Annotated in this window: 14 protein-coding genes; 2 read left to right on the top strand and 12 right to left on the bottom strand. The window is 42.6% G+C overall.

Annotated elements, in window-relative coordinates; translation table 11 throughout:
- Positions 1-6: 6 nt before the first annotated feature.
- From D0T57_RS03800 to D0T57_RS03790, 3 genes are read right to left on the bottom strand one after another with little or no spacing between them, the layout of a single operon-like run.
- Complete coding sequence (locus tag D0T57_RS03800) at positions 7-1,023, bottom strand: zinc-binding alcohol dehydrogenase family protein (RefSeq protein ID WP_163271048.1); 1,017 nt, start codon at positions 1,021-1,023, stop codon at positions 7-9.
- Position 1,024: 1 nt separating this feature from the next.
- The gene (locus D0T57_RS03795; RefSeq protein WP_163271046.1) at positions 1,025-1,414 is read right to left on the bottom strand and encodes an L-rhamnose mutarotase; all 390 of its coding nucleotides are present in this window, start codon (positions 1,412-1,414) and stop codon (positions 1,025-1,027) included.
- A gap of 3 nt (positions 1,415-1,417) precedes the next feature.
- Positions 1,418-2,350, bottom strand: coding sequence for an aldo/keto reductase (locus tag D0T57_RS03790; RefSeq protein ID WP_163271044.1), 933 nt, complete (start codon positions 2,348-2,350; stop codon positions 1,418-1,420).
- Positions 2,351-2,494: 144 nt separating this feature from the next.
- Between D0T57_RS03790 and D0T57_RS03785 the strand changes: the two genes are divergently transcribed.
- A complete protein-coding gene (locus tag D0T57_RS03785; RefSeq protein WP_163271042.1) occupies positions 2,495-3,514 on the top strand; it encodes a LacI family DNA-binding transcriptional regulator in 1,020 nt (339 codons plus the stop codon).
- 160 nt (positions 3,515-3,674) lie between these two features.
- Positions 3,675-4,064 (top strand): hypothetical protein, encoded by a 390-nt coding sequence (locus tag D0T57_RS03780; RefSeq protein ID WP_163271041.1) that lies wholly within the window; start codon positions 3,675-3,677, stop codon positions 4,062-4,064.
- A gap of 75 nt (positions 4,065-4,139) precedes the next feature.
- Here D0T57_RS03780 and D0T57_RS03775 read toward each other — a convergent pair whose 3' ends face one another.
- From D0T57_RS03775 to D0T57_RS03735, 9 genes are all read right to left on the bottom strand, one after another.
- Positions 4,140-5,798 (bottom strand): glycosyltransferase family 39 protein, encoded by a 1,659-nt coding sequence (locus D0T57_RS03775; RefSeq protein ID WP_163271039.1) that lies wholly within the window; start codon positions 5,796-5,798, stop codon positions 4,140-4,142.
- Positions 5,799-5,947: 149 nt separating this feature from the next.
- The gene (locus D0T57_RS03770) at positions 5,948-7,975 is read right to left on the bottom strand and encodes a glycoside hydrolase family 127 protein (RefSeq protein ID WP_163271037.1); all 2,028 of its coding nucleotides are present in this window, start codon (positions 7,973-7,975) and stop codon (positions 5,948-5,950) included.
- A 24-nt stretch (positions 7,976-7,999) separates the two neighbouring features.
- Positions 8,000-10,681 carry a glycoside hydrolase family 78 protein gene (locus tag D0T57_RS03765; protein WP_163271035.1) on the bottom strand — a complete coding sequence of 894 codons (2,682 nt, stop codon included), beginning with the start codon at positions 10,679-10,681 and terminating at the stop codon, positions 8,000-8,002.
- Positions 10,682-10,684: 3 nt separating this feature from the next.
- On the bottom strand, positions 10,685-14,005 hold the full coding sequence (locus D0T57_RS03760; RefSeq protein ID WP_163271034.1) for a glycosyl hydrolase family 65 protein: 3,321 nt from the start codon (positions 14,003-14,005) through the stop codon (positions 10,685-10,687).
- Positions 13,998-14,846 (bottom strand): glycoside hydrolase family 43 protein, encoded by an 849-nt coding sequence (locus D0T57_RS03755; RefSeq protein ID WP_163271204.1) that lies wholly within the window; start codon positions 14,844-14,846, stop codon positions 13,998-14,000. The genes D0T57_RS03760 and D0T57_RS03755 overlap by 8 nt, the downstream gene beginning before the upstream one ends.
- Before the next feature lie 282 nt (positions 14,847-15,128).
- Positions 15,129-18,164, bottom strand: a complete 3,036-nt coding sequence (locus D0T57_RS16060) for a DUF6298 domain-containing protein (protein ID WP_221412279.1) — start codon at positions 18,162-18,164, stop codon at positions 15,129-15,131.
- 114 nt (positions 18,165-18,278) lie between these two features.
- Positions 18,279-18,932 carry a DUF3826 domain-containing protein gene (locus tag D0T57_RS03745; RefSeq protein WP_163271030.1) on the bottom strand — a complete coding sequence of 218 codons (654 nt, stop codon included), beginning with the start codon at positions 18,930-18,932 and terminating at the stop codon, positions 18,279-18,281.
- An 80-nt stretch (positions 18,933-19,012) separates the two neighbouring features.
- Positions 19,013-20,707, bottom strand: a complete 1,695-nt coding sequence (locus D0T57_RS03740; protein ID WP_163271028.1) for a polysaccharide lyase — start codon at positions 20,705-20,707, stop codon at positions 19,013-19,015.
- A 152-nt stretch (positions 20,708-20,859) separates the two neighbouring features.
- Positions 20,860-22,986 (bottom strand): RagB/SusD family nutrient uptake outer membrane protein, encoded by a 2,127-nt coding sequence (locus tag D0T57_RS03735; RefSeq protein WP_368666898.1) that lies wholly within the window; start codon positions 22,984-22,986, stop codon positions 20,860-20,862.
- Positions 22,987-23,381: the final 395 nt, after the last annotated feature.

Here is a 23,381-nt window from a genome sequence, read left to right as displayed (position 1 = left end):
TTGTTTTTAAAATTCGATAAGTATCCTGAATACTTTCCCCGGATTTGCCGACCAGCCTTCTAAAGCCTGCTGCGCCTGTTCCGGTTTGTAAATACCACTTATTAGCTGATCCACAGGGCAAGTTCCCCGTTTCATATATTCCATTACGGCACGGAAGTCTTCGGGCATAGCGTTTCTCGATCCTCTGATATCCAACTCTTTCTGGACGAAGTATTTTGTCTCGAATGCTATTTCTGTTTTTGCATATCCGATGCATACAACCCGTCCGGTGAAAGCCACTTCGTTTATAGCCGTCTGATATGTTACAGGAGCGCCTACGGCTTCGACTACTACATCGGGACCTGTTCCATCGGTAATTTCCTGCAACCGGGCATGTACATCCTCGGTCTTGGAATTGATGGTATAAGCAGCACCCAAGCGTTGCGCCAGTTTCAGCTTCTCATCGTCCATATCCATCGCGACAACGCGTGCTCCACGTAGTGCCGCCCTCACGATAGCTCCTACGCCGATCATACCGCAGCCTATCACCAGCACAATATCCAAATCGGTTACAGCGGCGCGCGAAACGGCATGAAATCCGACGCTCATAGGCTCTACCAGAGCAAAGTCTCTTGCATTAATATCTTTATCGGGTATCACCTTCTGCCAGGGAACGGCTATATATTCGCACATAGCTCCATCGCGCTGCACTCCAAATGTCTGGTTGAACTGGCAAGCGTTAGGACGCCCGTTGCGGCACGAAGGGCAATGTCCGCAATTAGTGTAGGGATTGACAGTACAGGTTGCTCCCACTTCTATAGAGCCGGGTACATTGTCGCCTACGGCTTCTACTACAGCACCAATCTCATGCCCGGGTATCACGGGTAGCTGTACCATCGGGTTTTTGCCGAGGTATGTATTCAGGTCGGAGCCGCAGAATCCTACATACTTTATCTTAAGGAGAACCTCGCCCGCCCCTAGTTCGGGCTTATCTATGTCCGTTACAACGATTTGTTCTTTTCCTAATATTGTTATTGCTTTCATCTTACTCATACAATTTAAAAATACGATCCATCAACTGCCATTTTTCGCTGGAGCTGGCTCCTTTCTCTGCATTCTGAAAAACAGACATATATTCTTCCCATTCGGCTTGTTTGGGCAAAGTAGCCAATCTGGAGAAGGCATCGTCCCAATCGAAATCTAAAGGTGTTTCTACTATCATAAACAGGCAGTTTCCAAACAGATATATTTCCATTTCCAGGATGCCAACTTCTCTTATCCCTTCTCTAATAACAGGCCAGTGTTCTTCCTTGCTGTGACGTTTTATGTACTCTTCAATCAGTTTAGGATCGTCCTTCAGATCTAATGTCTGGCAATATTTTTTTGTAGGGAAATCATATTTATTAGATTTATACCCCGATGCTTTTGTTTCCATTTTTCAACTATTTAGCCATGTATCGCGAAAACGGGGCTTTAATATAGCCTGTACTTCTGTCAGTAATTCCTCATTCAATGGCTGTTCTGCCCATTCTATATTTTGAAGTACGGCAGCCGGGCGTGATGTACTGAACAGTGTAGTTGCAATCCGAGGATTGGACACCGAATATTTCACGGCAAGCTGTTCTATAGATTCACCTTTATCTTTGCAATGCTTCATTGCTTTTCGGCACAACTCCTGTAGGGGTTTTGGTGCGGGATGCCATTCGGGAGCGCCCCTCTCGGTGAGTAGCCCCATCGAGAACGGAGATGCATTGATGACACCTATGCCTCTTGCTTCGAAAAAATCGAGGAAGTCTGCCAGTGCATCGTCATTGAGGCAATAGTGGCAGAACGAGAGCACGCTGTCGACCGTTCCTTCCGGCACATTTTCTATTACATATTTCAGATGGTTCAATGTAAGGTTTGTTATCCCTACGTTTTTGACTATTCCTTTTTCTCTCAACTCGACCAATGCCGGAAGGGTTTCCTTGCAAATCATATCCAGGTCTGCAAATTCGATGTCATGTATATTGATGAGGTCGATATGGCTGACATTCAGTCGCTCCATACTCTCGTACACGCTTTCTTTTGCTTTACCGGCAGAATAATCCCAGTAGTTTACCCCGTCTTTTCCATAACGGCCAACCTTTGTAGACAAATAGTATTTGCTTCTGTCTATGTTTTTCAGGGCTTTTCCCAGTACCGTTTCAGCCTTCAGATGTCCGTAGTAAGGAGATACGTCGATGAAGTTGATCCCATTGTCTACTGCTGTATGTACTGCTTTTATAGCTTCATCTTCTTTGATCGAATGAAAAACTCCGCCTAGTGACGAAGCTCCAAAGCTCAGATTGGACACTTTCATGCCTGTTTTTCCTATTTCTCTGTATTCCACGATATTCTATTTTAGGTATTTCGATTTCAAAAATAAAATTTTGGCTATTTTAATCTGCACTATAATTTCTAAAATCGAACGCAAAGCTTTGCGTAAATGAAGGAATTTATATAATTTAGCCTACAGAATCTACATCACCATGATATGAATAAGAAACGCCCGGTTTCGCTAAAAGACCTAGCTAAAGAATTAGGTGTATCGGTTTCTACTGTTTCCAGAGCATTGAAAAACAGCCCGGAGATAGGAGCGGAAATGAAAAAACGCGTAAAAATGTTGGCCAAGGAAAAAAACTACCGCCCAAACCCTTTTGCCATAAGCCTGCTGAAAAATGCTCCGCATATAATAGGCATTATAGTTCCCGATATCGTTACGCATTACTATTCATCAATAATCAGCGGGATAAACGATGTGGCGAGAAAGAATGGGTACTCGATAATAATAACTTCTTCTTACGAAAAGTATAAACTGGAGATTCAATGCCTCGAAGACCTCGTTAATATCAGGGTAGAAGGTATTATAGTCTGCCTTTCTCAAGAAACCCGCGACTATTCGCACTTCGAAATGCTGTACGAACAGAATATACCTCTTGTATTTTTCGACAGGATATGCCTTACGGATAAATTTTCGTCGGTAGTGACAGATAATGTAGATTCGGCCATGAAGGCAACAGTCCATTTTCTCGAAACCGGGTCGAAGCGGGTTGGCTTTATTGGAGGGGCTAACCATCTGGATATTGTAAAGCAAAGGAAGCATGGCTATTTGCAAGCGTTGAGAGACAATAAGATACCTATCGAAAAAGAACTGGTCTATTGCGAAAAGATAGGTTACGAAACGGGGTATAAGGCTGCAAAAGCCTTGTTGTCTCTACCCAATCCTCCCGATGCCATATTGGGAATGACCGACAGCCTGGCTTTTGGGGCAATGAAAGCTATAAGGGAACGCAACCTGAGGATACCTGAGGATGTTGCCCTTATTGGCTATACCGATGAAATACATTCCGGCTATGTCGATCCCCCGCTTACGGCGGTTACGCATCAGACTTACAAGATGGGTGAGGCCACCTGCAAATTATTGTTGAAACATATAGCAGGAGATTATAGTGTAGAACAGGTGGTAGTGCCGTGTATTTTATCGGTGCGCGATTCATCGAGTAAGGTAAAATAGTTTTCAGATATGCCAATCCAAAATGAGAATGGGGAAGGGAATATTTACACCTGTTTTTGATGTTTTCCTTCTTTAAATACTTTAGAGCAATAACTTTATTCTATACCTTTAGCACGCATAATACAGATTTCGACAAACAACTATACAAAATCTTATACATATGGAAAATTTTATCAATGAAATGAAGAAAATCAATGGTGGACAGACCGACGAGTTGGAGATGATTATCGACAGGCTCGAAGATACTGACGATGGTCTAAAACTTTTAGCAGCTTGCAGTGTCTACGCCATTGATGTATATAACATCGAGGAAAATCTTGAGAGTTGGTACGAAGAATATTTCGACTGGACCAAAAAGAAGCAGGAGAAATTGTTCTCATACATGGTGGCCGAAGCCGGAAACCTCCCGGAAAATGAATTTATGGTAGATTATTTCTCTGAAGCGCTAACTTATCTTGGTGTAGATTTTTCGGAAGATGCATTAGAAGAAATTATTACAAATATGGATAACGATAACCCGCCCGTTCTCTCCGATGTTTTAGCTGAATAGCTGGTATATAAAATCGTGTCTCGTCCTAAAAAACCGTTACAGTTTTTTGGGACGAGACATTCTTACATCATGTTGCTACCGGGCATATAAATTTTGTTCTTTATTCGAATATATTGGTTTTTTCAAGACAGTTTTATCCCTGACCACGTCGATAACTATATAATCAAATCCATTGATACTATCAGCCGAGACGTCCTTTTTTGTCCAATAGATATCTTCATAAACGGCATCGTCATCAGGATTGCATCCGTTTACCAGCATTTCGAACCGGTGGTTCACACAGTCGAACCCACTTACCACATAATATGTTTTGCCTTTTTCTATGATCCTTTTATTTATATCGTGATAATAGGTATTGAACGATTCGTATTCGCCAATATTCTGATAGAAATTGACAAAGCCCAATGCCTGTATTATTATCAGTCCTGCAGTCAGTCCCGTTTTAGGAAGTTTATCAATAAGTTGCTGATATGATATACCTACAATGAAAGCCATTATTATAGCATAATAAACAAAAGTCCGGGGAAATGGTATTACCGAATGTAAGAGTAAAATGCATGGAGGCATCAGGGCAAATACGGCCCATAATTTTAATACTTGTTTATTTCCTGTCCAACAGGTATAAATAAAAGCCGATAAAATTATGAGAACTGAGGCCAATAAAGGAATGCCTGTTATCTCGTTTATTGTCTGCGAAAAATAGCCCGGAAGCCGCTCCAGTACTTCTGCACGCCCGATAGGGGCAACCCATCCATTGGCCGTCAGGGCTTTTATTCCATGCCGCATCATGATGGGTATATACAAGGAAAACGTCATTATACCGGCCAGTGCATTAAAACATATTTGTTGCCTGATCCTTTTATAATTGAATATAAGTATAACAACATTGAGAATAGCAAACGGATATAAAAAAGAAGGGATTGTATATGCACCCAATGTTCCTGCTATAGTAAAGAAGACCCAGTCTTTATTCCTGCTTCCATTTTTTATTATACTGAAAGCTGCATATAAACAAATAGTAAAAAACAGAACTGTAAGCCCATATCCTCTCGACATATAACTATAATAAACAGACATGAACATCATAGACGACAAGGCAACTGTAAATAATGATGTTTTTTCGGAAAAGAACCTTTTCACAAAAGAGTAAAGTATTATCCAGGCAAACAACGATGCTATGATAGACGACACCCGGATACAAAACAACATATTGAAAAAAGGAATATGTTTTGTAATATGCGTAATCAAAGAATGCAATACATGATTGTTGGGTTCCAGATAGGTAGCATATGACCAAAAGATGGGTTTGTTGGTCTGAACCAAGTAGGTAATTCCCTCATCTAAAGAAACGGGAACGGTGAATGCAAAATATATGGACGATACAAAGGGAATAATTAATACTGCAATAATGTTCCCCGACTTTATATCCTTGCCTATATTAGTTATAGCCTGCTTGGTATAGAAGAAAAAGGTTGTCAATTTTTCATATACAAAGCCGAACCGATATAATACTGTTATATTGAATAAAATAAGCACCACCAGTATTGTCTGAAAAACTAAATAGCTGCGATTGGCAAAAATACTGAAGGCTTCCTCCTTGCCGGTAAAGAAGTCTGAATAGTAGAGATAATATTCGAGGATAACCTCATTGACCGGTAATAAAACCGATACAACAAAGCCAAATATAAAAAAGAGCAGAGATAAAATAAAAATACCCTTAACGAACAGTTTCATTTTAGTGTGAAGTTAGATACAAACCAATAGTAGCCTTTTCGAAATGGAGGCAAAGATAATAAAAATAAACGGGTTGATCATCAGGGGTAAAGAACAAGAGGAAAGAAACCTACAGATCTCTTTCCTCCTTTATATTGAATTTTAGTTTCTCAGTTCGCAGCCCTCAGCCAGACTGACATATCGCAATTGCCCCTGTTGTTCCACGCATAATACGGAATAAGGCTTATCTCAATATCTTTCACCGATGTATTGACCTTGCGATACAACTTACCGGTCCATTTATTCCGGTCGAGCAGACGCGCTTTGCCAGTCAGCATCACCACCTTACTATTCTCTATGGTTACGGCTTTTGGGGTCAGTTTTATATCAGTAGGTATCAGTATATCATAAATTGAGACACCTTCCGGCAGGTCTTTAGCTTCCATACAATATACCAATGGCCCATACATCACCGCTATCTGGTTGCGGCTTTCCTCCACCATAGGATTAGCCTCTACCAGCCTTGCTTCGAATGGCATAATGAGTTCGACCATATCGCCGTTTTTCCACTGCCTGTTTACCTCGGCATAGCTGCCCGGTACTATTTTTATATTTTCCTCTTTACCATTCACCTTTACTGTTGCGCTTTCGCTCCATTCGGGGACACGCAGGAAAATGGAATAATTTCCTTTTGGTGCTTTCTCCACTTTCAAGGTTACATTTCCGTCCCAAGGATAATCGGTGGTTTGCGTGATATGTATATCGGAGCCGTCGATGGCTTTTGTTCTCAAAGTATTTCCGCCATAGAGATTGCAATATACACCCTTGTGGGAAGTAGCATAAGCAGAACTGTTTGCTTCGGCTATGGTGCGCACTGTATTAGGCGGGCAACAAAAACAGGTAATATATTCCTGACGGAAATTGCCCCAGCGCATCTGATAAGGAAACTCGTGCGAATGGCTAAGCGCATTTGTATAAAAATACTTCTTGCCATCGAGGCTAATACCCGACAAGATGCTGTTGTAATATGTCTGCTCCATGATATCGGCATATTTAGAATCGGCAGAAAGTTGCAGCATACGAAAGTTCCACAGCATATTCCCGATATTGGCACAAGTCTCGTTGTGAGCCGTTTCTTGCGGCAACTGGTATGCACGTCCGTACGACTGGTGTACTTTTTGTATGCTGTCGGGCTCATAGGCTGTACCATCGGGAGACGTACCATCGTACAAAGCCCCGCATCCGCCTGTAATATACATCTTGCGGTAAGTCACATCATTCCATATCGGATGCAGGCATTCCAGCAAAGTCTTATCCCCGGTTTCCAGATAAACATCGGCTACGCCCGCATACAGGTAGTTTGCCCTTACGGCATGCCCCATTGCTACTTTTTGTTCGCGGAAAGGAATCCTGTCTTGGTTGTCATCGGTTCCGTTTTCTACCATACCACGGATATCAATCAGGCTTTTCGACAGTTCGAGATATTTAGGATCTCTCGTTGTACGGTACATCTCTACCACACCCATATAGTGAGAGGGGCAAATGGCGCTTCTAGCCAGTTCGTTGGTTGCCGTTTTATAGAAGTTGTATAAGAAATCGGTGGTCTTTATCGCCAAGTCCAGCAATGTCCTCTTTCCTGTCACCCGGTAATGTACACATCCGGCAGTCATCAGGTGCCCCATATTGTAAGTCTCGAAATGCAGCCTTTCCTCAAATCCTTTTTTCGCACCGGGATTATTCTTATCTGCCACTATAGTAGCTGTATGAATATAGCCGTCTTCGCGTTGCGACAGCCGTATCGTTTCTATGAAACGATCCATAAGCGCATCCAGCTTAGGGTCTTTGGTTATCGCATAAACTGCTGCCGCCCCTTCGAGCCACTTGTACATATCACCATCGAAAAACGGAGGGTCTTTGTGCTCGCCCTCTTTCAGTCCTGCTGCAATTTCGAAATTGCGGTAAGCATGGCTGAGTTCGGGGTTGTCGAATATACGCCACATATTGTAGAGCATGGTGTCTTTGCACACATCGAACCGTTCGGCCCAAAAGCCTTTTGTCCATGTTACATCGCTAAGATCTACACTGTGCATCTTCGCATATGGGCTTTTTGTTGTGTTTGTCAAACCTTTTGTCTGTGCCATTGCTACGACAGCCAGACAGAAGGCTAAGAAACATAGAGAAATGCCTTTCAATTTCATCTTTCTTTCTAGTTTTATTAAGTTCTATATTTTACATTCGAAGTTATAATGACCCGAACCTACCATTTCTCTTTGCCCGTTTGGCAAAATCACGATAGCCTTTGTATTCACAGGCACAAGCACAGATAGCTTAAATTTACCATCTGCATTTTCCCATTCCACCTTGATGTCGCCGTAAAGGGTTTTATGTTTCGTTTTAACCCATTTAAGATCGCCTACAGGTTGCGGCTGAATAGTAAATTCCCGGAATCCGGGAGTTGTAGGTTCTATTCCCGCCAGACTGCGGAAAAACCATTCGTCGATCTGCCCCATCATAAAGTGGTTCCACGATGCACCCTTGCGCGGATCCCATTGCTCGGTAAGGGTAGTAGCACCAAATTTTATCTGGAAACCATAGCCCGGTGCATCTTCATGGTTGTGCATCTGGTACATCAATTCATTCTCACCATTGAGTGCCAATGCCTGAAACAAGTAACGGTTGCCTACATCGCCCGTTGTAAGGCGATTGCCTCTTTCGGCAATATCTTTTTTCAGGTTAGCCATTACGGCCTGCTTATCCTGAGGCTCGACAAGGTTCATAAAAACGGCAACGGCATTACAAAACTGGCTGCCCGAACCGTATTGTTTGCTTGCTTTATCGAAAAACTTATCATTAAAAGCCTTCCTTATCTCTTTTGCTAAAGCACTGTACTTCTTTTCATCAGCCTTTTTGCCTTGCAATTTAGCAGCTTCGGCAAACAAATGGGTTACATAGTAATAATGCGCTGTAGCCGAAACAGGTACAGGACTATTTTTAGAGAATCCGGCGCGGTGCTCGCCATAGTCGTACCAGTCGCCCAAGCCATGCGAAACGATGTGATCTGTAGCCATAGAAGTAAGGTAATCCACATAGCCTTTCATCACATTATAATATTTTCTCAACAATGTATCATCGCCATAAAAACGATAATACATCCACGGCATAATAACAGAAGCTCCGCCCCACTCCGGCGAATCGCGGAATACTTCGAGCCCGTGGCCAAACACGACATATTCGGGCACAATATTAGGTATTAAGCCATTAGCTTGCTGCCCGTCGGCCATGTCCTGCATCACTTTATTGAAGAATTGCGTCAAGTTCCAATTGTAGAGCAGTCCGGGGCCATTGAGGTGAGTTTCTTCGAGCCATCCCAGTTTTTCACGGTGCGGACAATCGGTAAATACGGCTTGCATATTGCTTCTTACTGCATTTTTAATCAAGATATGAGCTTTGTTGAATATCTCGTTCGACGACTCAAAGTGTCCGTTTTCATCTACAGCATTGTATATGAAATGCGATTTAATATCCAGAATGGTCGGTTTATCATTGCTATATGACAGGATGTTTGCCCCATCTACTTGAATATACTGAAATCCATAATACGAAAATTCGGGATGCCATGTTTCTTCGCCTTCCCCTTTTAGCGTGTAATAGTATGTATGGGGGCTGCCCGATTGCTTTTGCGAAACAAGTCCAGTTTCTTTGTTCAACTGCTCGCCAACAGTTAGCTTAATGGTTTGTCCGGCCTTGCCTTTTACGCGAATAGCCGGATAACCTGAGAGATTCTGCCCCATGTCTAATACATAGCTTGAATCTATTTTTGTCACCTTTGCGGAACTATATTCTTTCATGCAACGGACATTTGTTACCTGCTGAGCCCGCAGTTTTCCTTTCGGTGCATCTTGCATGACAACAGGTTTCCACGCCTTGTCATCAAATCCGGGTTTGTTCCAGCCCTGCTGCTCTAAACGGGCATCGTAATTCTCACCTCCATAAATATCATTGAAGGTAACCGGACTTAAGCTGTATTTCCATGTATTATCGGAAGAAATAACATCCTTTGAGCCATCTGCATAATAGATGTGCATCTTGAAAAATAAAGTAGGAGGTCCGAACGATATCCACAATTTGCGGTAGCGATTGCCCACCGCGTTATAAAAACCATTACCTAATCTTACTCCGATAGCGTTTTCGCCTCCTACTATAAGAGAATCCACCTGATAGGTGTTATAATATACCGTCTTGTCATAATCGCTCCATACGGGTGTGAATATATCTTTGCTCACCCTTTTCCCGTTGAGAAAGAGATTGTAATGCCCTAATCCCGAAACATGTACGACAGCCCTTTCTACCTTTTTACTGGTGCTGAAAGTCTTGCGCAGGTCGATACTTTTTAGTGCCAATGTATCTATCTGGTCGTACATATTTTTATATTCCTGCTTCTTGAACGAAGGCCCATGCAGATCGCGGCGACCTATCGGAAGGTTGGCATCTTCGCGGGTAATAGCACCTATCCATTGTATATCGGAAGAGGTGAATGATGGAGCCATTTCGAAATAAGAAGGGCTGCTTTCGCTTGCCTTTCCGCTCTTGTTCCATACCTTTACCTTCCATGTGTAGCGGACTCCGGCTGTTAATGGCTTGCCTTTGTACGAGACAAACTGGCTTGCCGATGAATTTACTTTGCCAGAGTCCCAGATTTTCGTTTTTCCGTCCATCACTACAATCTGATAAGCTGTCTGGTATTCGCTTCTTTCGGTGGATGTCAGCAGCCATCCGAAACGGGGACTACTGACGTCGACCGCCAACGGAGTTTCCTGTAGTTCTGTTGTAAGGTTAGAGATATCTAAAGCAAAAGTATTTAAACACAATAGGAAGTTTATGACTCCTATAAATAGTATTTTCATCTATTATTTCATTTTATAGGTTAATTTCGTCAGGAAATCCGCTTTGGCAACCACCTTTCCGTCTACCATTGCATAGAAACCTTTTCCACGCTTGTATTTTTCGCCCGTTTTATCCCACACGATAGTAATTGTCTTTCCGTGATAAGGCACATTATCGAGGCAGAACCAATCCCATTTATCCTGAGGTATCAACGGATTCACTTCCAATACTTCATCTGCCCGTGGACGAAGCCCCACCAGCCCTGATATAATCAGGTCGTTGAATGTAGAATGGTTGTAATAGCGGCTGCGCTCCTGATCGCCTTTCAGCCAGTATCCGGTCACTTCGTCCTGATACTCGCCAATGTACGGACGCCCTCTGTGGTACTGACTCTCTACATACAGTTCCATATGGCGGAAATATACGCTATCGTTTACCACATCCTGTTTATAGCCGTTCAGCAGATTAGCCATAGCTGTCAGGGTTTGCGATGTGGCAAATGGCCAGATAGCACCGTCCCATTCGCACTTGCAGCAACCATGCGTACGGAACAAGGGATGGCGGCGTTCTGCCGTAGTCATTCCATAAGGGGCTAGGAAGCCTTTCTCGTCTATTACCTGCTTCCATGCCTGAGCATACTCCGGTTTTGCGTCTGGTAGATTGAAATACCACGGAATATACCCAATAGCTTCGCGCACGAGGGCAAACCTACCCGGCTCTCTCAACGTTTCGAAAAATATGCTGTCGCTGTTCCACAACTGTGTTTGAACAAGATTCTTTATTTCGTCAGCTTTTTCTTTATACTTCTTGGCTGTTGCTGCGTCGCCTTTCATCTCTGCCATTTCGGCCAACGCCATCGCATTGCCGTACATATACGAGTTGATAGTAGGGCGTGCATATTTCTTACGGCGTCCGCCGCTGATTGTCTCTTCCATACCATCCTGCACATCGCCCTGCCAGTAAAGGCCACTTGGTTGTCGATGGTCGTCTTCCCAGGCTGCATACTCTTTTTCCAAATCGGGATACATATCCAACAGGTAGTTACTATCGCCGTCTACCAGATATTTGCTGTACAAAGCATTGGCCGTCCAACTGCTGAAATTGCGCAGTTTATTCATAGGTTGCCCTTCGTTACCTCTAAACCATACATGAACATATTGGTTGGTATATTTCTGGTCGTGCAACCAGCGGCTTTCGTATATATGATGCCCCAGGGCACAGGCAATAAGATTGTATTTATCAGCATACGAACGGTTTACAAGAAACTCGGTCATAATATAGCCTACAGGAGTTTCTTTGATGTGTTTCCTGAACGACCACCAGCGATAATAATACATTTCCTGAAAATTAGCCTGAGGACATTCAAACAAAGGAATATTTGCCTTCATCCAGTTCCATGATTCAGAGTTAGGTATAGCCTGTACGATATTTTCGTCTTCCATCGCATTGAAATAGTCGACATACGATTTATAGTCGTCTACATTTAAGATTGCAGAAGTTGAAGACGGATTAGATGTTTTCAGATAAGATATATAATATTCTGCTCTCGGCTCGTCGTCTCCTGCATTTGGCAGATCGGTAAACCTGTCGGCAGGCGTATTCGGATTCGGATCGGTAGGTAAGTCTCCTGTGCGGAAAACTATGCGGGTTATAGATTCCACCGGATTAAAGAATAAGCGGGTCGGAATCTGTTTATCATTGATTTTCATTGTAAGGCTGCGGGTAGCTGTATTCAACGAAACCTGAATATTATACACCTGATTGGCTTTGTAAGGCGTCAACCCGTTATACCTTGCTCCTGTTTTCAGTTTCATCGTACCATCCTTGTCGAAAATGATACGTGTACAAGTTTCTCCTTTTTCGTTTTGGAACTCTATTTGCAGGTTGCCTTTGTCGTTTTGCATTGGTAAAACAGAGAAAGAAGCTTCCAATGTCTTCGATTCGGGAATAACCCTTTCTGCTTTGGCATGATCGAACAAATCCCAATCCTTGAGCGAAAGCCAACGTTTGCCATCGCTTCGCTTTTCTATTTTTACAGGCGCCCAAAGCGGACTGTAGATATTCCACACATCGAGTTCCTTACCTTCGGGCATATCGTTAAACACCTCATCGGCATGGCTGCTTGCCATATCGGTAATAGGAACGGGTACTTTCGACACCCACATATCTTCTTTGTTGACACTGTAGGTAACCCACATATCATCACCCGGAGGATTGCCATTGTTTTCCAATATTCCCCTTACATATTGAGGGCCTCTCGATTTATAGTTACCGCCATAGCGCATTGGCGTAAGGTCGCCATGCACCAGATAGAGGTTTGTATATTCCAGTCCGTCTTCACTGGTGGAAACTGCCAACGGCCAACGAAACTCGGAAGGATTGTAAACAGTAGCATATTTCCCGTCCGATGTTTTTTGCCCCCATATCTTAGCATTGCTGTTTACAAAACCGGGTGCGCGGTATGCTGCTTCAGGCCAGGTACGTCCACCATCGTTGCTGATAGTTGTAAGCGCATGTTTCCAAAGCCCGACTACACGCCCGTCGTTCAGATGATAATAGCTAAGTGCTTTATATGGTTTTATCTTCGGAATTATCGGGTCGTTCCGGTCTGCTTCTTCTATCCATTGGAGCATATAAAGCGGGTCTGCAAGTAGCTCATCACAAGCTTGGACAAATGCTTTATCTTTACTTTTCTTATAAAATGGGTAATCCGTATTCTTCTCGTTGAAGGCATGGCTGTAGCGGATAAAATAGATAGGCCCGAACGAACCATCTTTATTTATCTCGCGCACCACACGCCCGATGCCGTTACCATCATTAGGATCGTCTTTCATGTCCAGAGCAACGCCATAAAAACTCATTGCCAGCAGTTTACCATTCTTTGCTGTATAGAAGCCTACACGCTGGTGAGTGATTGCATACAAGTCTTTCGCCACTCCCTTATAATTAGGCTTGGTATATCCGTCAGGTACTTTATATTCAGGGAAGAGAGTGACAGGCGTTGTCCAGCTATAGCCATCTTTCGATGTCTGTATCATAGTCCTTGTCGGAGGCATATGCTCCCCCACCGGGGCATTCAGATATTCCAGATAAAATGTTCCGTTCCAGTATGCGAGCATAGGGGCGTGGTTGTATGTCCATCCCAATCCTTCCGCTTTCTGCGGATATTCCCTATTGGCTCTGAATGTTTGGATGTTATGTGTACCGACAGCTGGACTAAGTTGCCCGTGATGATAGTCTACATTCGACAGTGTTTTTCCTGTATAATGCACCCCGTCCTGAGCATAAACTGAGAGAACGGACATGAGGCAAAATAGCAGGGCGATAATTATCTTCCTATTCATTGTTTGCTGATTTCAGATTGTTTAGAATACTTTCTTTCACTTTAAATATAGTGCCATGCTTGTGTCCTGCGGGCACTGATATTTTATTGTTTATATCTGTAAAAGTTTTAAAGTCTTTGGTAGATACGGCATCATACGATTTCTTTTCGTAAGCGTCGAAATAAATCAGCCATTCGTCGCCAACTTTAACTACGGATGGGCCTTCGGTAAAGTTGCCCGTAAATTTTCCCGAAGGATTCTCGTAAGGGCCTACAGCCGTTTTGCCGAATGCTACCAGCATATTTCTTTCGGGGCGGGTATTGTCCTTAAATACCAGTACATAGTCGGCACTATCCCTTTTTACAATTACGGCATCTATCGAACTATATCCCGGATCGTAAAGCAGTTCGGCTTTCGAAAAATCATTGAAATCTTTGGTTCGAGTATAATACAGGCGGTGATTGTTGTCTTCGGCTTCGATTCCTTTTTCAAATTTGAACGGAATAGTAGATGCCCACACAATGATAAAATCGTCATTCACATCATCGTAGAACAGTTCGGGCGCCCATACATTTACCGTAGTGGTATCGAATGCCATGATAGGCACATGTTTCTGCTCCGACCAGTTTATCAGGTCTTTCGATGAGGCATAACCGAATGCAGGATCACCTTTCCAACTACATGTCCATACCAGATGGAACGTGCTGTCGGGCCCGACAACAATACTTGGGTCGCGCATCAGTTTTTGCACTCCGGCTTCGGGTTTCAGGTATATGCCCGGAAGGCTGTCCCATTTATAGCCATCGTAACTATAGAGTAATTTCAATCCATCGGTTGCAGGCTCGCGAAAGGATGTGAACATATAGACTTCGCGTTCTTCCTGGTCTTTATTTTTGTTTGTATTGCAAGATATTAGTGTAATGAATACGAGGATAAATAAAACGCCACCTCTCCCCAGCCCTCTCCAATAGAGAGGGAGACAGGCAAGCCTCGACAAGATTTTATTATTGTTCATTCTTCTATTTTTTGGAATTGACTATATTATATTTTTTCTTCTTTAGGATTATAAATCAGTATGGACGAAATATATTTCGTCATGGCATCGCAACTCCCTCTCTTTTGGAAAGAGTTGGGGAGCGGTGTTTTATTTTTTTACAAGCCAGAGGATAGAGCTTTTCGTTTGAATATCTATCAGGCTTCCTCCTTTAACGCTTTGTTTGTCTTTGGTAACAACACCGGTTTTTCCGTTTATCCAATAAATATCATACCTGTTTTTATCCGTCAGGTTCAACGATATTTTTTCGTTTTCTGAATAAACGATATAGCCTGTCGCAGCATTGCCCAATACATATTGCCCTTCGGTGTTCATTTCCGGCACAATCGTCATCGAAGCGGCATCTTCCAGAAATCGGCTATTGCTCATTTTGGGTAGACAAGCCAATGAACCCTGAGCCATAAATACCGCCCAGGCCTGTTGCGGATATGTGCTTGCATAGAAAGTTACAGCTTTATCGGGATGTTTCTGCCTATATTCGCTGACGGCACAATATACGGAAGTAAAATCTACTCCTCCCGGCTTTACTAAACGCGCGTGTTGACGTGGTGCGAGGTTTTGCCCGCCTTGTGGTGCATAAGTAGAACCATCTTTGCGGTAGAACCAGTAACGTATGTCGATAATATCCACAATCTTCGAGCGGATAGGGTCTGCAAGGATTGCATCTTGTACATCTTTTGTCGTACTGAGGGCTATCAGCTGTTTTTCACCTGTTTCCTTTTCCCATTCGGCAATAACATCGAGCCAGAACTCCACAAAATGGAGAGGCCCTGTGTATTCTTCGCTTATCAGTTGGATTACACTGCCTGTTCCTTTGAAATTATCGAGGCACTGCCTGATATAAGCGCGATGCAGTTCACGCCTTACAGGATGATTGACATCATAAAATTGCTCTGCCAGAAATATACGCTTATCCCCTGCATAGGGTGCAGGTTCGGGAAAGCCTGTATTATTTATATTGTTGGCAGGACGCCAAGGACTATCCGTCCAGTGCGCACCGGCTTCTATTATATTGTGTTGGAAATAGTTCTGGTGCATCAATACTAATCCTTCGTCACCTGCTTTTTCGGCAAACTGGCGCAACCGCATCCAGTACCAGGTGTTGTACTTTGTAAGGTCATATTTGCTTAAACCATCGTATGCCATACCCTGCCCGCTACGTGCAAAAGGCTGCTCGTAGAACGGAGCCCATACTTCGCCGTTGATACGGCGGATTCGCTCGTGGTCGTCGCGGCGGCGGTCGTACCAAAGCCCGTAATTGTGGTCGAGTACTTTTATATTATTCTTTGTCATCCACATAGCAACCGAATCTATATTGTCGGTCAGCCCTGTGCCCATACGGCTTGGGACAAAACGTGTAAGGTGTGGACTTGCTGTTTTGTTCAGGTATGCGGGTTGTACAGTTCCGTTCCACCACGGCACATTGTGCTTGTAGCCGGATTGTACTTGTCCGTTGCGGGTAATCCATCCGTTTGTAATTGCCAATGGAGAATCTTTACGAACTCTTATCCCATTTATCGACGTGGCTAATATATCTACGTTTTCCGACAATGGAATCGCTTGTTTTTCTACGACCTTATCTATCCATTCGCTAAGCGTAACCGGTGCATTATATGCCTGTTTTGTCAATTCATTTGCTACAGCTATAGACGGGGAACTCGATGCTTCGCGCCCTACAGGGAGCAGATCAGCCCTATCGGTATATGCTTCGCCAAGCCTTTCCTGCAACTGTGCATAGTACAGGCTACGGGGATTTATGTGGTTGTTGCTTTCGTTCCAATATCCGTTACCCGAAAATTCAGCCCATGTACCAAATGCCCAATTCTGGGCTGTAGGCGGAGCAAAGCATTCTACCAAAGAAGCCGAACATTGCCAGAACACGCTGTTCGCAGCATTCCAGCCAGCACCTTGCGCTTCCTGCATACGGTTTTTATAACTCAAAACATTGCCATTTACATTCACTATATCGAACAATACACCCGATGCCCAACTATCGACAGGCCCACTAAAGCTATAGGGTAAATCGGATTCGCATTGCACAAAGGCATTAGGTCCCGGCGCACAAAAACCCACTGCAAAATCGTGGTAGCCCTGTTGCGCATATATCCGTTGAAAGAGGCATTGCTGTCCCGATGTAAAGAATGAATAGCGGCGTTGCCCTCCTATTTCGGAAACGGGTTCCAGCGATTTGCAATTTTCGACTGTTATCCGTTTACTTGTTTCCAATATAGCGACAGCCGATGCGGCAAAGTGCTTGAATACGATATTGCGTATCCATCCATCACTCATGTTTTCCATCGTAATCGCCGTCCACGAATGAGCTTCGTCTTTCGGATTGTTGGTATCATATTCGGAGGCGATAGTCATATTTTCTATTCCCACATTGGTTATACGCCCATTCCATGTGTAAGGGATGATATATCCACCTCCGTATTTCTTGTCTAGAGTCGTGGTTATCGGTGCATCAATTGTTATCTGGTTTCCTTCGGCCGAAACAATAGTCCTGTCCCAAAACAGGTCTTGCTCTCCTGCTTTCCATCCTAAGGCTGTTATTCCTCCGCCAAAATGCTCTGTACCCAGTGTTTTTATCCATTCCTGAGTAGAGGGGCGTTGGATGAATATTTTATCTCCTTTTTTCAGGTTATGCCCTGCTGCAACACTCATAGTCATTGCATTGACAGGCACGTAACTATCCGTTATCTCCTGCGGTGTTCCTTTTATTATATCTTTCTTGCCGCTTATCTGTATAAGGGTTCTGCGGTCTTCCCCTGTTGCCAGTAATGTCGTTCCTCCGGCATTCATTCCCGAACCGCGAAGGACAATTCCCGAATATGGGATATTGATATTTCCTGATATCTTGTAAGTACCCGGATCGAATTGTATAACGCCCCGGAATCCGTTCTCTCCGGGTTTTAAATTCCCTATATAGTTAATAGCATTTTGTATGCTTGTCGTTGCATCACCGTTAGTACGAGGAATGGATACTATAGCAGCAGGCTGAGGTATGGGCATTTCGCCTGCCATATATCCGGCATAAGAGAAGTCGGGGATACGGTTTCCCAAACTGTCTGGCGTATAAACCAGCTTTCCAGCTTTCCACTCCAGAGGGGGGATTGGTTTTTCCACTTTCTTTTTTTGAGCGGAAATATATCCACCCAAAAAAAGAAGTAATATCAATAGATTAATCTTATTCATATTTCTGATATTCGAATATGATTGTTTTACAAATGAATATCCTTGTTATTTATCGGCACTCTCACGTTCCTGAATACGTTTGGTCCATTCTTCGCGTTCCTTTTGCAGGTTGTATCCGTTTTTAGAAAGGTAATTATTGAAACGCCCTTTGTATTTGCCAAACCATTCGTGTTTCTTCTTCGAAGACGATTCACTCATAGCATATTCGCGGGCTTCTACCAGCCAAGCATACAATTGGTCTTTTTCTCCTTGTTTGAGTGTCGGTATCATATCAAGATAAGAATCGTAGGTTACTTTTACAACACCATAAGTCATACCATCCTTCACTTTTTCTATTTGGTCGTTGGTCAGGTAGACTGACAATGCGCCTATATATGCACAATGTAATTTATAGAGTTGGGCATCACGGTCGTTTTCTATGTTCTTGACGGCTGTTTCTTTTTGTTCCTTGTTCTGAATATTCTTTTTAGTTGCTTTTATTTGTTCATTGGCACTATCGTGAATTGTACCCAGCCCTTTGTACTGATCGGCTATAATATCTACAACTTCATCGTAAACAGCCTGATTTCTTACGCCTAGAGTCTTGACTATCTTATCGGCTCTCTGTTGCAATACTTTGTTATATTCCTCATCGTTATTTTGGGCGAATAAAGAAACCGAGATAAAAAGGATGGCTAATATTGACAATATATGTCTCATAATATCTTTGTGTTACAAAGATTGACGATACATTTTTAATATATGTACCGCCAATCCGGAATTTTATTGTATTTTATTATTTATAATAGGCTTTTTCTTTTGGCCAGTGTATCGTGGTTATTCTCCGGTTTTGTCCAGTCAACTTTCGTAGTAGGGTCGATACCGTTGATATATTTTTCGATATTAGTATATCCGTCACCATTCATATCTTTTACAGCATCAGACGGATCGTTAGGGTTGAGCCCGTATTTCTTTTCCCACTCATCCGGCATACCGTCACCATCGCTGTCTTTATATGGTTTTCCTTTATATTCAGGATATCCGCCAACTTGCTTGATGTCGGTTATAATGCCATGCTTGTATGAGTCTTTTGGCAGACGGCGGTGTTCGAATTGGTAGAAATCGTCAGGATTGAGGTCTTTTGCATAATATACCTTTCCTGTTTGCACTTGTTCTACAACGCGTTGGTCTACGATATCGCGCTTAGGAAAAGTTGCTCCTACATTATCCATCACAAAGTTGTAAGCTTCCTGAGCTGTCATAATAGGGAATGGATTTTCGATTGGAAATGGTTTGTTCCATTTCATTTTCTCGGTATATCCATCTGTATTACCTTGAGTTTCTACTTGGATACCACCAGCCCAGTTATCTTTTGTTATTTCAGGGTAACCTTCCATTATATTACCATTTGCATAAACGCGGCCATATTCTTTATAGCTCAGTTTGCTGCGTCCCGATTCGGGTTTTAAGATGCGGTGACCTACAGGCGAATTTTTCGGCGTAAGGGGTCCCGGTTTGTAATAGTTATTTATCATGTTGTACAATGCAGAGTAATCTCCTCCGTCTACCGAACGGTGTACCCAGTTGTAGATAACATTGTTTACGAAGTTGAATACTCCATTCCAACCTATAGATGGGTTACGTCCGGCATTGTTAGCCCACAGGTTGCGCATGAATGTACAGTTTTCTCCACCAAGAGTACTTCCGAAAGCATGGTTATATGTATCGAGTGCCTGAGAAGAAATTGTATTTTGGATTGTAACGTTCACTGTTGGCAGTTTCAATTCTTTTGCTCCTTCGTATCCCGGATCGAACATATGACGATAGAATGAGATATTCTCGTCCAGTCCCCAGCTTGTGGAACAGTGGTCGATCATGATGTTACCGACCGGATTTCCTCCAAAAGAATCGTCGCGACGACCGACATAAGTCTCACCTCTACGGAAACGCATATGCCTTACCACTACATCGTGAGTATTAACCCACAGTGTTTCTCCTGCAACACAAACTCCATCGCCGGGAGCTGTTTGTCCCGCAATAGTTATATATGGGGCACGGATGATAAGCGGTGTTTTAAGTTTGATAATACCGGCAACGTTAAACACAACAATACGGGCTCCTCCTTGTTCGCACGCTTCGCGCAAAGTACCCGGGCCACTGTCTTCGAGGCTGGTGACAACAATCACTTTACCCCCACGTCCGCCAAAGCTATATGCACCGCCCCCTTCAGCTCCGGGGAATGCAGGAATTTCTGCTTGTGGCAAATCGGTAGGACGTGCAGCCCAAGGGATGTAAGGTCTTCCTTCTTTGGTTTCTTGTTCGATAATTACCATCGCTTTTTCAAACGCAGCATCGGATCTTTCCCTTTCTTCTTTCATCATTTTGGCTACATGTGCCTTTACCTCAGCAGATTCTTTGGGGTACTGGGCAAATACCTCTGTGTTGAATGCTAGCATACATAATGCTGCTACTGCAAGGATCAACTTCTTTTTCATAATCTTTTTGTTTCAATTTATAGCCTTTCTCTCAACGATCAGGCTTAATTACCTTAAAAAATATATAAATTTACCTAATAACCTTTCTTTTCTAATATAAAGACTCCTGTAGAAAACTACAGAAGTCTTTATGTTTATTGCTTTATTTAATATTATTCGGCTAGCGGGTCGAATGTGCCAGGGGCATTACCATTCATATAATCTTCCCAACCAATGTTTTGTTCAAGCTTAGGATTTGTTCTTTGTGCATTTTCCTTAAGACCTCCAATATAATACTTCGGTTTGAAAGAAATAACTTTATCGAGATCATCCCCTTTTCTTTCTTTACGTTTCAATTTTTCAGTATAGAATTTCACTAATTCTGCACTAGGCGAAGCCTCTGTTTTCAAGTTCCAAGCTTTAGGACGATCAGCTAATAATGGATCAACATCCTTAGATGAAGACAAACCATTGTTAATATCATCCGAGACACGGAGTTCTACTATTTTTCTATTTGTACCATTAAAAGGAGTAAGTCCTAAATAGTTACATGTATTTCCACCGAATCCTGTCAACGCCCAAGTAGATTTTATAGCAGATTGTCCTACACCACCATCCCAAAGCATCCAGCGACGCATATCATCGAAGCGTTTACCTTCATAAGCTAATTCGATTTGGCGTTCATACAGAATTGCACCGAACAATTTTCCTCTATCTCCGGCCAAACCATCTTCTAATCCACAATTGCCAGTATAGCCAACTCGTCTGCGTATATCTCTCAATGCTTCCAGGGCCTCGCTATATTGTCCTACACCACAGGCGGCTTCGGCAAAATTAAGTAATACCTCAGCATAGCGTATTTCCATATATGGGGCAGCACTACGTTGGAAACATTTTGTTCCGTCTACTTCGTAGACATATAGAGCAGTAGAATTCAGGTCTGCATCATCAGTACGTTTGCGAACATATACTCCTTTATAATCTGTACCCAATTTATCACCAGCATAACCACCATCTGACGGAGATTCTTTACTTTCTTGAGATATATACCATGAATAGTTCCACAATTCATAGTTAGTCCCATTTCCATAACCATTAGACCCTGTATATGCATACGCCCAACGTACTCCAGGGAAACCAAACGTACGGTAGAAACGAGGATCCCTATTCAACATAAATAAATCCGGATCATATGGATAATCTACTGATTGTCCTGGCTTTTTACCATCTACCATAGGAAACAAGTCTATCATCGTACTTGTAGTGTTTTTTCCTGTATTAGCTCCTGTATTGGCAGGACGAATAGAGTTTTCCCAACCATTCCACCATGCAGGATTTGTTGTTCCTGTCGGTTTCGCCACATTATTATAAAGTGTTACAAAAACGGCTTCAGGGCTGTTATATTCAGCGAACATTTTTGCCCATCCAGAGGCATTTTCACCCGGATCATCAAGATATGCTAACTTACGTCCTTCTGTTTTCAACCTTTCAATAGCAGCCTTATTTGATTGGTAAGCCAATGTCCAACGGTCTGCATTATCTGCACGATTGAATACCGGACTCGCATAAAGTAGGCGAGCGCGTCCTTGTAAAGCCAGAGCTGTACCAGCTGTCACCCTACCATAGTCGCTATCATTGCCCCAATTCACAGAAGATAAATAATTCGCAGCTTTATCTAAATCATCGCAAATATAGTCTATACACTGTTTCGTTGTTGAACGTGGAACAAATAATGAAATTCCGCCATCGTCACCTATTATTGCATTCTGTACTTCCGTAACAATTGGTACGCCTCCAAACTCTTTAACTAAACGATAGTAAGTCCATGCCCGGAAGAAATATACCTGCCCCAGCAATTTGGCCTTTTCTTCATTGTTAAGGGCACCTTGTTCTATACCTCTGATTGCATCATTACATGTACGTATACGCCCATAAGGATTATTAGATGTTTTTCGTTCATTATAGAAAAGGCTTAACATTTGTGTAGAGGATGTCGTTAGTACAACTCCATCATCTACAATAAAGCTTAATCCTGCATATTCTTCAGTAGCTTGAGAGTATGCATCGCTTGTCCCGGCACTAGGATACTGATAAGTAATACCAGAAGTTGAAGCTGGTAAAGAGAGTAAATACAAATCATTGATTAGAGCTTCAGCAGTTACATAATTATCAAAAATCTCGTCTCCGGCATTGGAGAAATTTCTTTTATCTTCCAGGAATTGATCACTACACCCTGTAAGGACGAGTATCGCCATTAAGAAAGCTGTGCTTAAACCATATATTTTTTTCATTTTCATCATTATTATTCTTTTTTTAGAATGAAACATTAACCCCTAAAGTAATTTTTCGCAGGTTAGGATATTGATTATAACTTCCCGAAAGCGAACTCATAAAATTGTCAGGATAAGGATTATAAAAACTCAATACATTCTGTGCTGTCAGGTTTAACCGACAACTTTCTAGTCCGATTTTATTCACAAGATTTTTAGGCAAGCTATAAGCCAATGTAACATTACGGAGAGTAACCTGAGTGCATAGTACATGACAAAAATAGGATAAAAAGGGAAATAATTAACTGATAATAAGCCTGTTATTGTTTTGAAAAGACCTTGATTTTTAGTATCTTAGAAAGAAAAACTCCCCAGTTTTTCATAAGATGGAAACCAAGGTCTGTAACAAAAGTAAGCAATTAAGT

Origin of the sequence: Dysgonomonas sp. 511, assembly GCF_010501105.1 — a bacterium.
GTDB lineage: Bacteria > Bacteroidota > Bacteroidia > Bacteroidales > Dysgonomonadaceae > Dysgonomonas.
The sequence above is the reverse complement of the archived record's forward strand: the minus strand, read 5'-3'. Positions and strand labels throughout refer to the sequence as shown.

What these genes read in the sequence shown, in the direction of transcription:
- D0T57_RS03800 (WP_163271048.1), bottom strand. Translation starts at nt 1,023, where the DNA reads ATGAAAGCAATAACAATATTAGGAAAAGAACAAATCGTTGTAACGGAC.
- D0T57_RS03795 (WP_163271046.1), bottom strand. Translation starts at nt 1,414, where the DNA reads ATGGAAACAAAAGCATCGGGGTATAAATCTAATAAATATGATTTCCCT.
- D0T57_RS03785 (WP_163271042.1), top strand. Translation starts at nt 2,495, where the DNA reads ATGAATAAGAAACGCCCGGTTTCGCTAAAAGACCTAGCTAAAGAATTA.
- D0T57_RS03780 (WP_163271041.1), top strand. Translation starts at nt 3,675, where the DNA reads ATGGAAAATTTTATCAATGAAATGAAGAAAATCAATGGTGGACAGACC.
- D0T57_RS03775 (WP_163271039.1), bottom strand. Translation starts at nt 5,798, where the DNA reads ATGAAACTGTTCGTTAAGGGTATTTTTATTTTATCTCTGCTCTTTTTT.
- D0T57_RS03770 (WP_163271037.1), bottom strand. Translation starts at nt 7,975, where the DNA reads ATGAAATTGAAAGGCATTTCTCTATGTTTCTTAGCCTTCTGTCTGGCT.
- D0T57_RS03765 (WP_163271035.1), bottom strand. Translation starts at nt 10,681, where the DNA reads ATGAAAATACTATTTATAGGAGTCATAAACTTCCTATTGTGTTTAAAT.
- D0T57_RS03760 (WP_163271034.1), bottom strand. Translation starts at nt 14,005, where the DNA reads ATGAATAGGAAGATAATTATCGCCCTGCTATTTTGCCTCATGTCCGTT.
- D0T57_RS03755 (WP_163271204.1), bottom strand. Translation starts at nt 14,846, where the DNA reads ATGTTCACATCCTTTCGCGAGCCTGCAACCGATGGATTGAAATTACTC.
- D0T57_RS03745 (WP_163271030.1), bottom strand. Translation starts at nt 18,932, where the DNA reads ATGAGACATATATTGTCAATATTAGCCATCCTTTTTATCTCGGTTTCT.
- D0T57_RS03740 (WP_163271028.1), bottom strand. Translation starts at nt 20,707, where the DNA reads ATGAAAAAGAAGTTGATCCTTGCAGTAGCAGCATTATGTATGCTAGCA.
- D0T57_RS03735 (WP_368666898.1), bottom strand. Translation starts at nt 22,986, where the DNA reads ATGATGAAAATGAAAAAAATATATGGTTTAAGCACAGCTTTCTTAATG.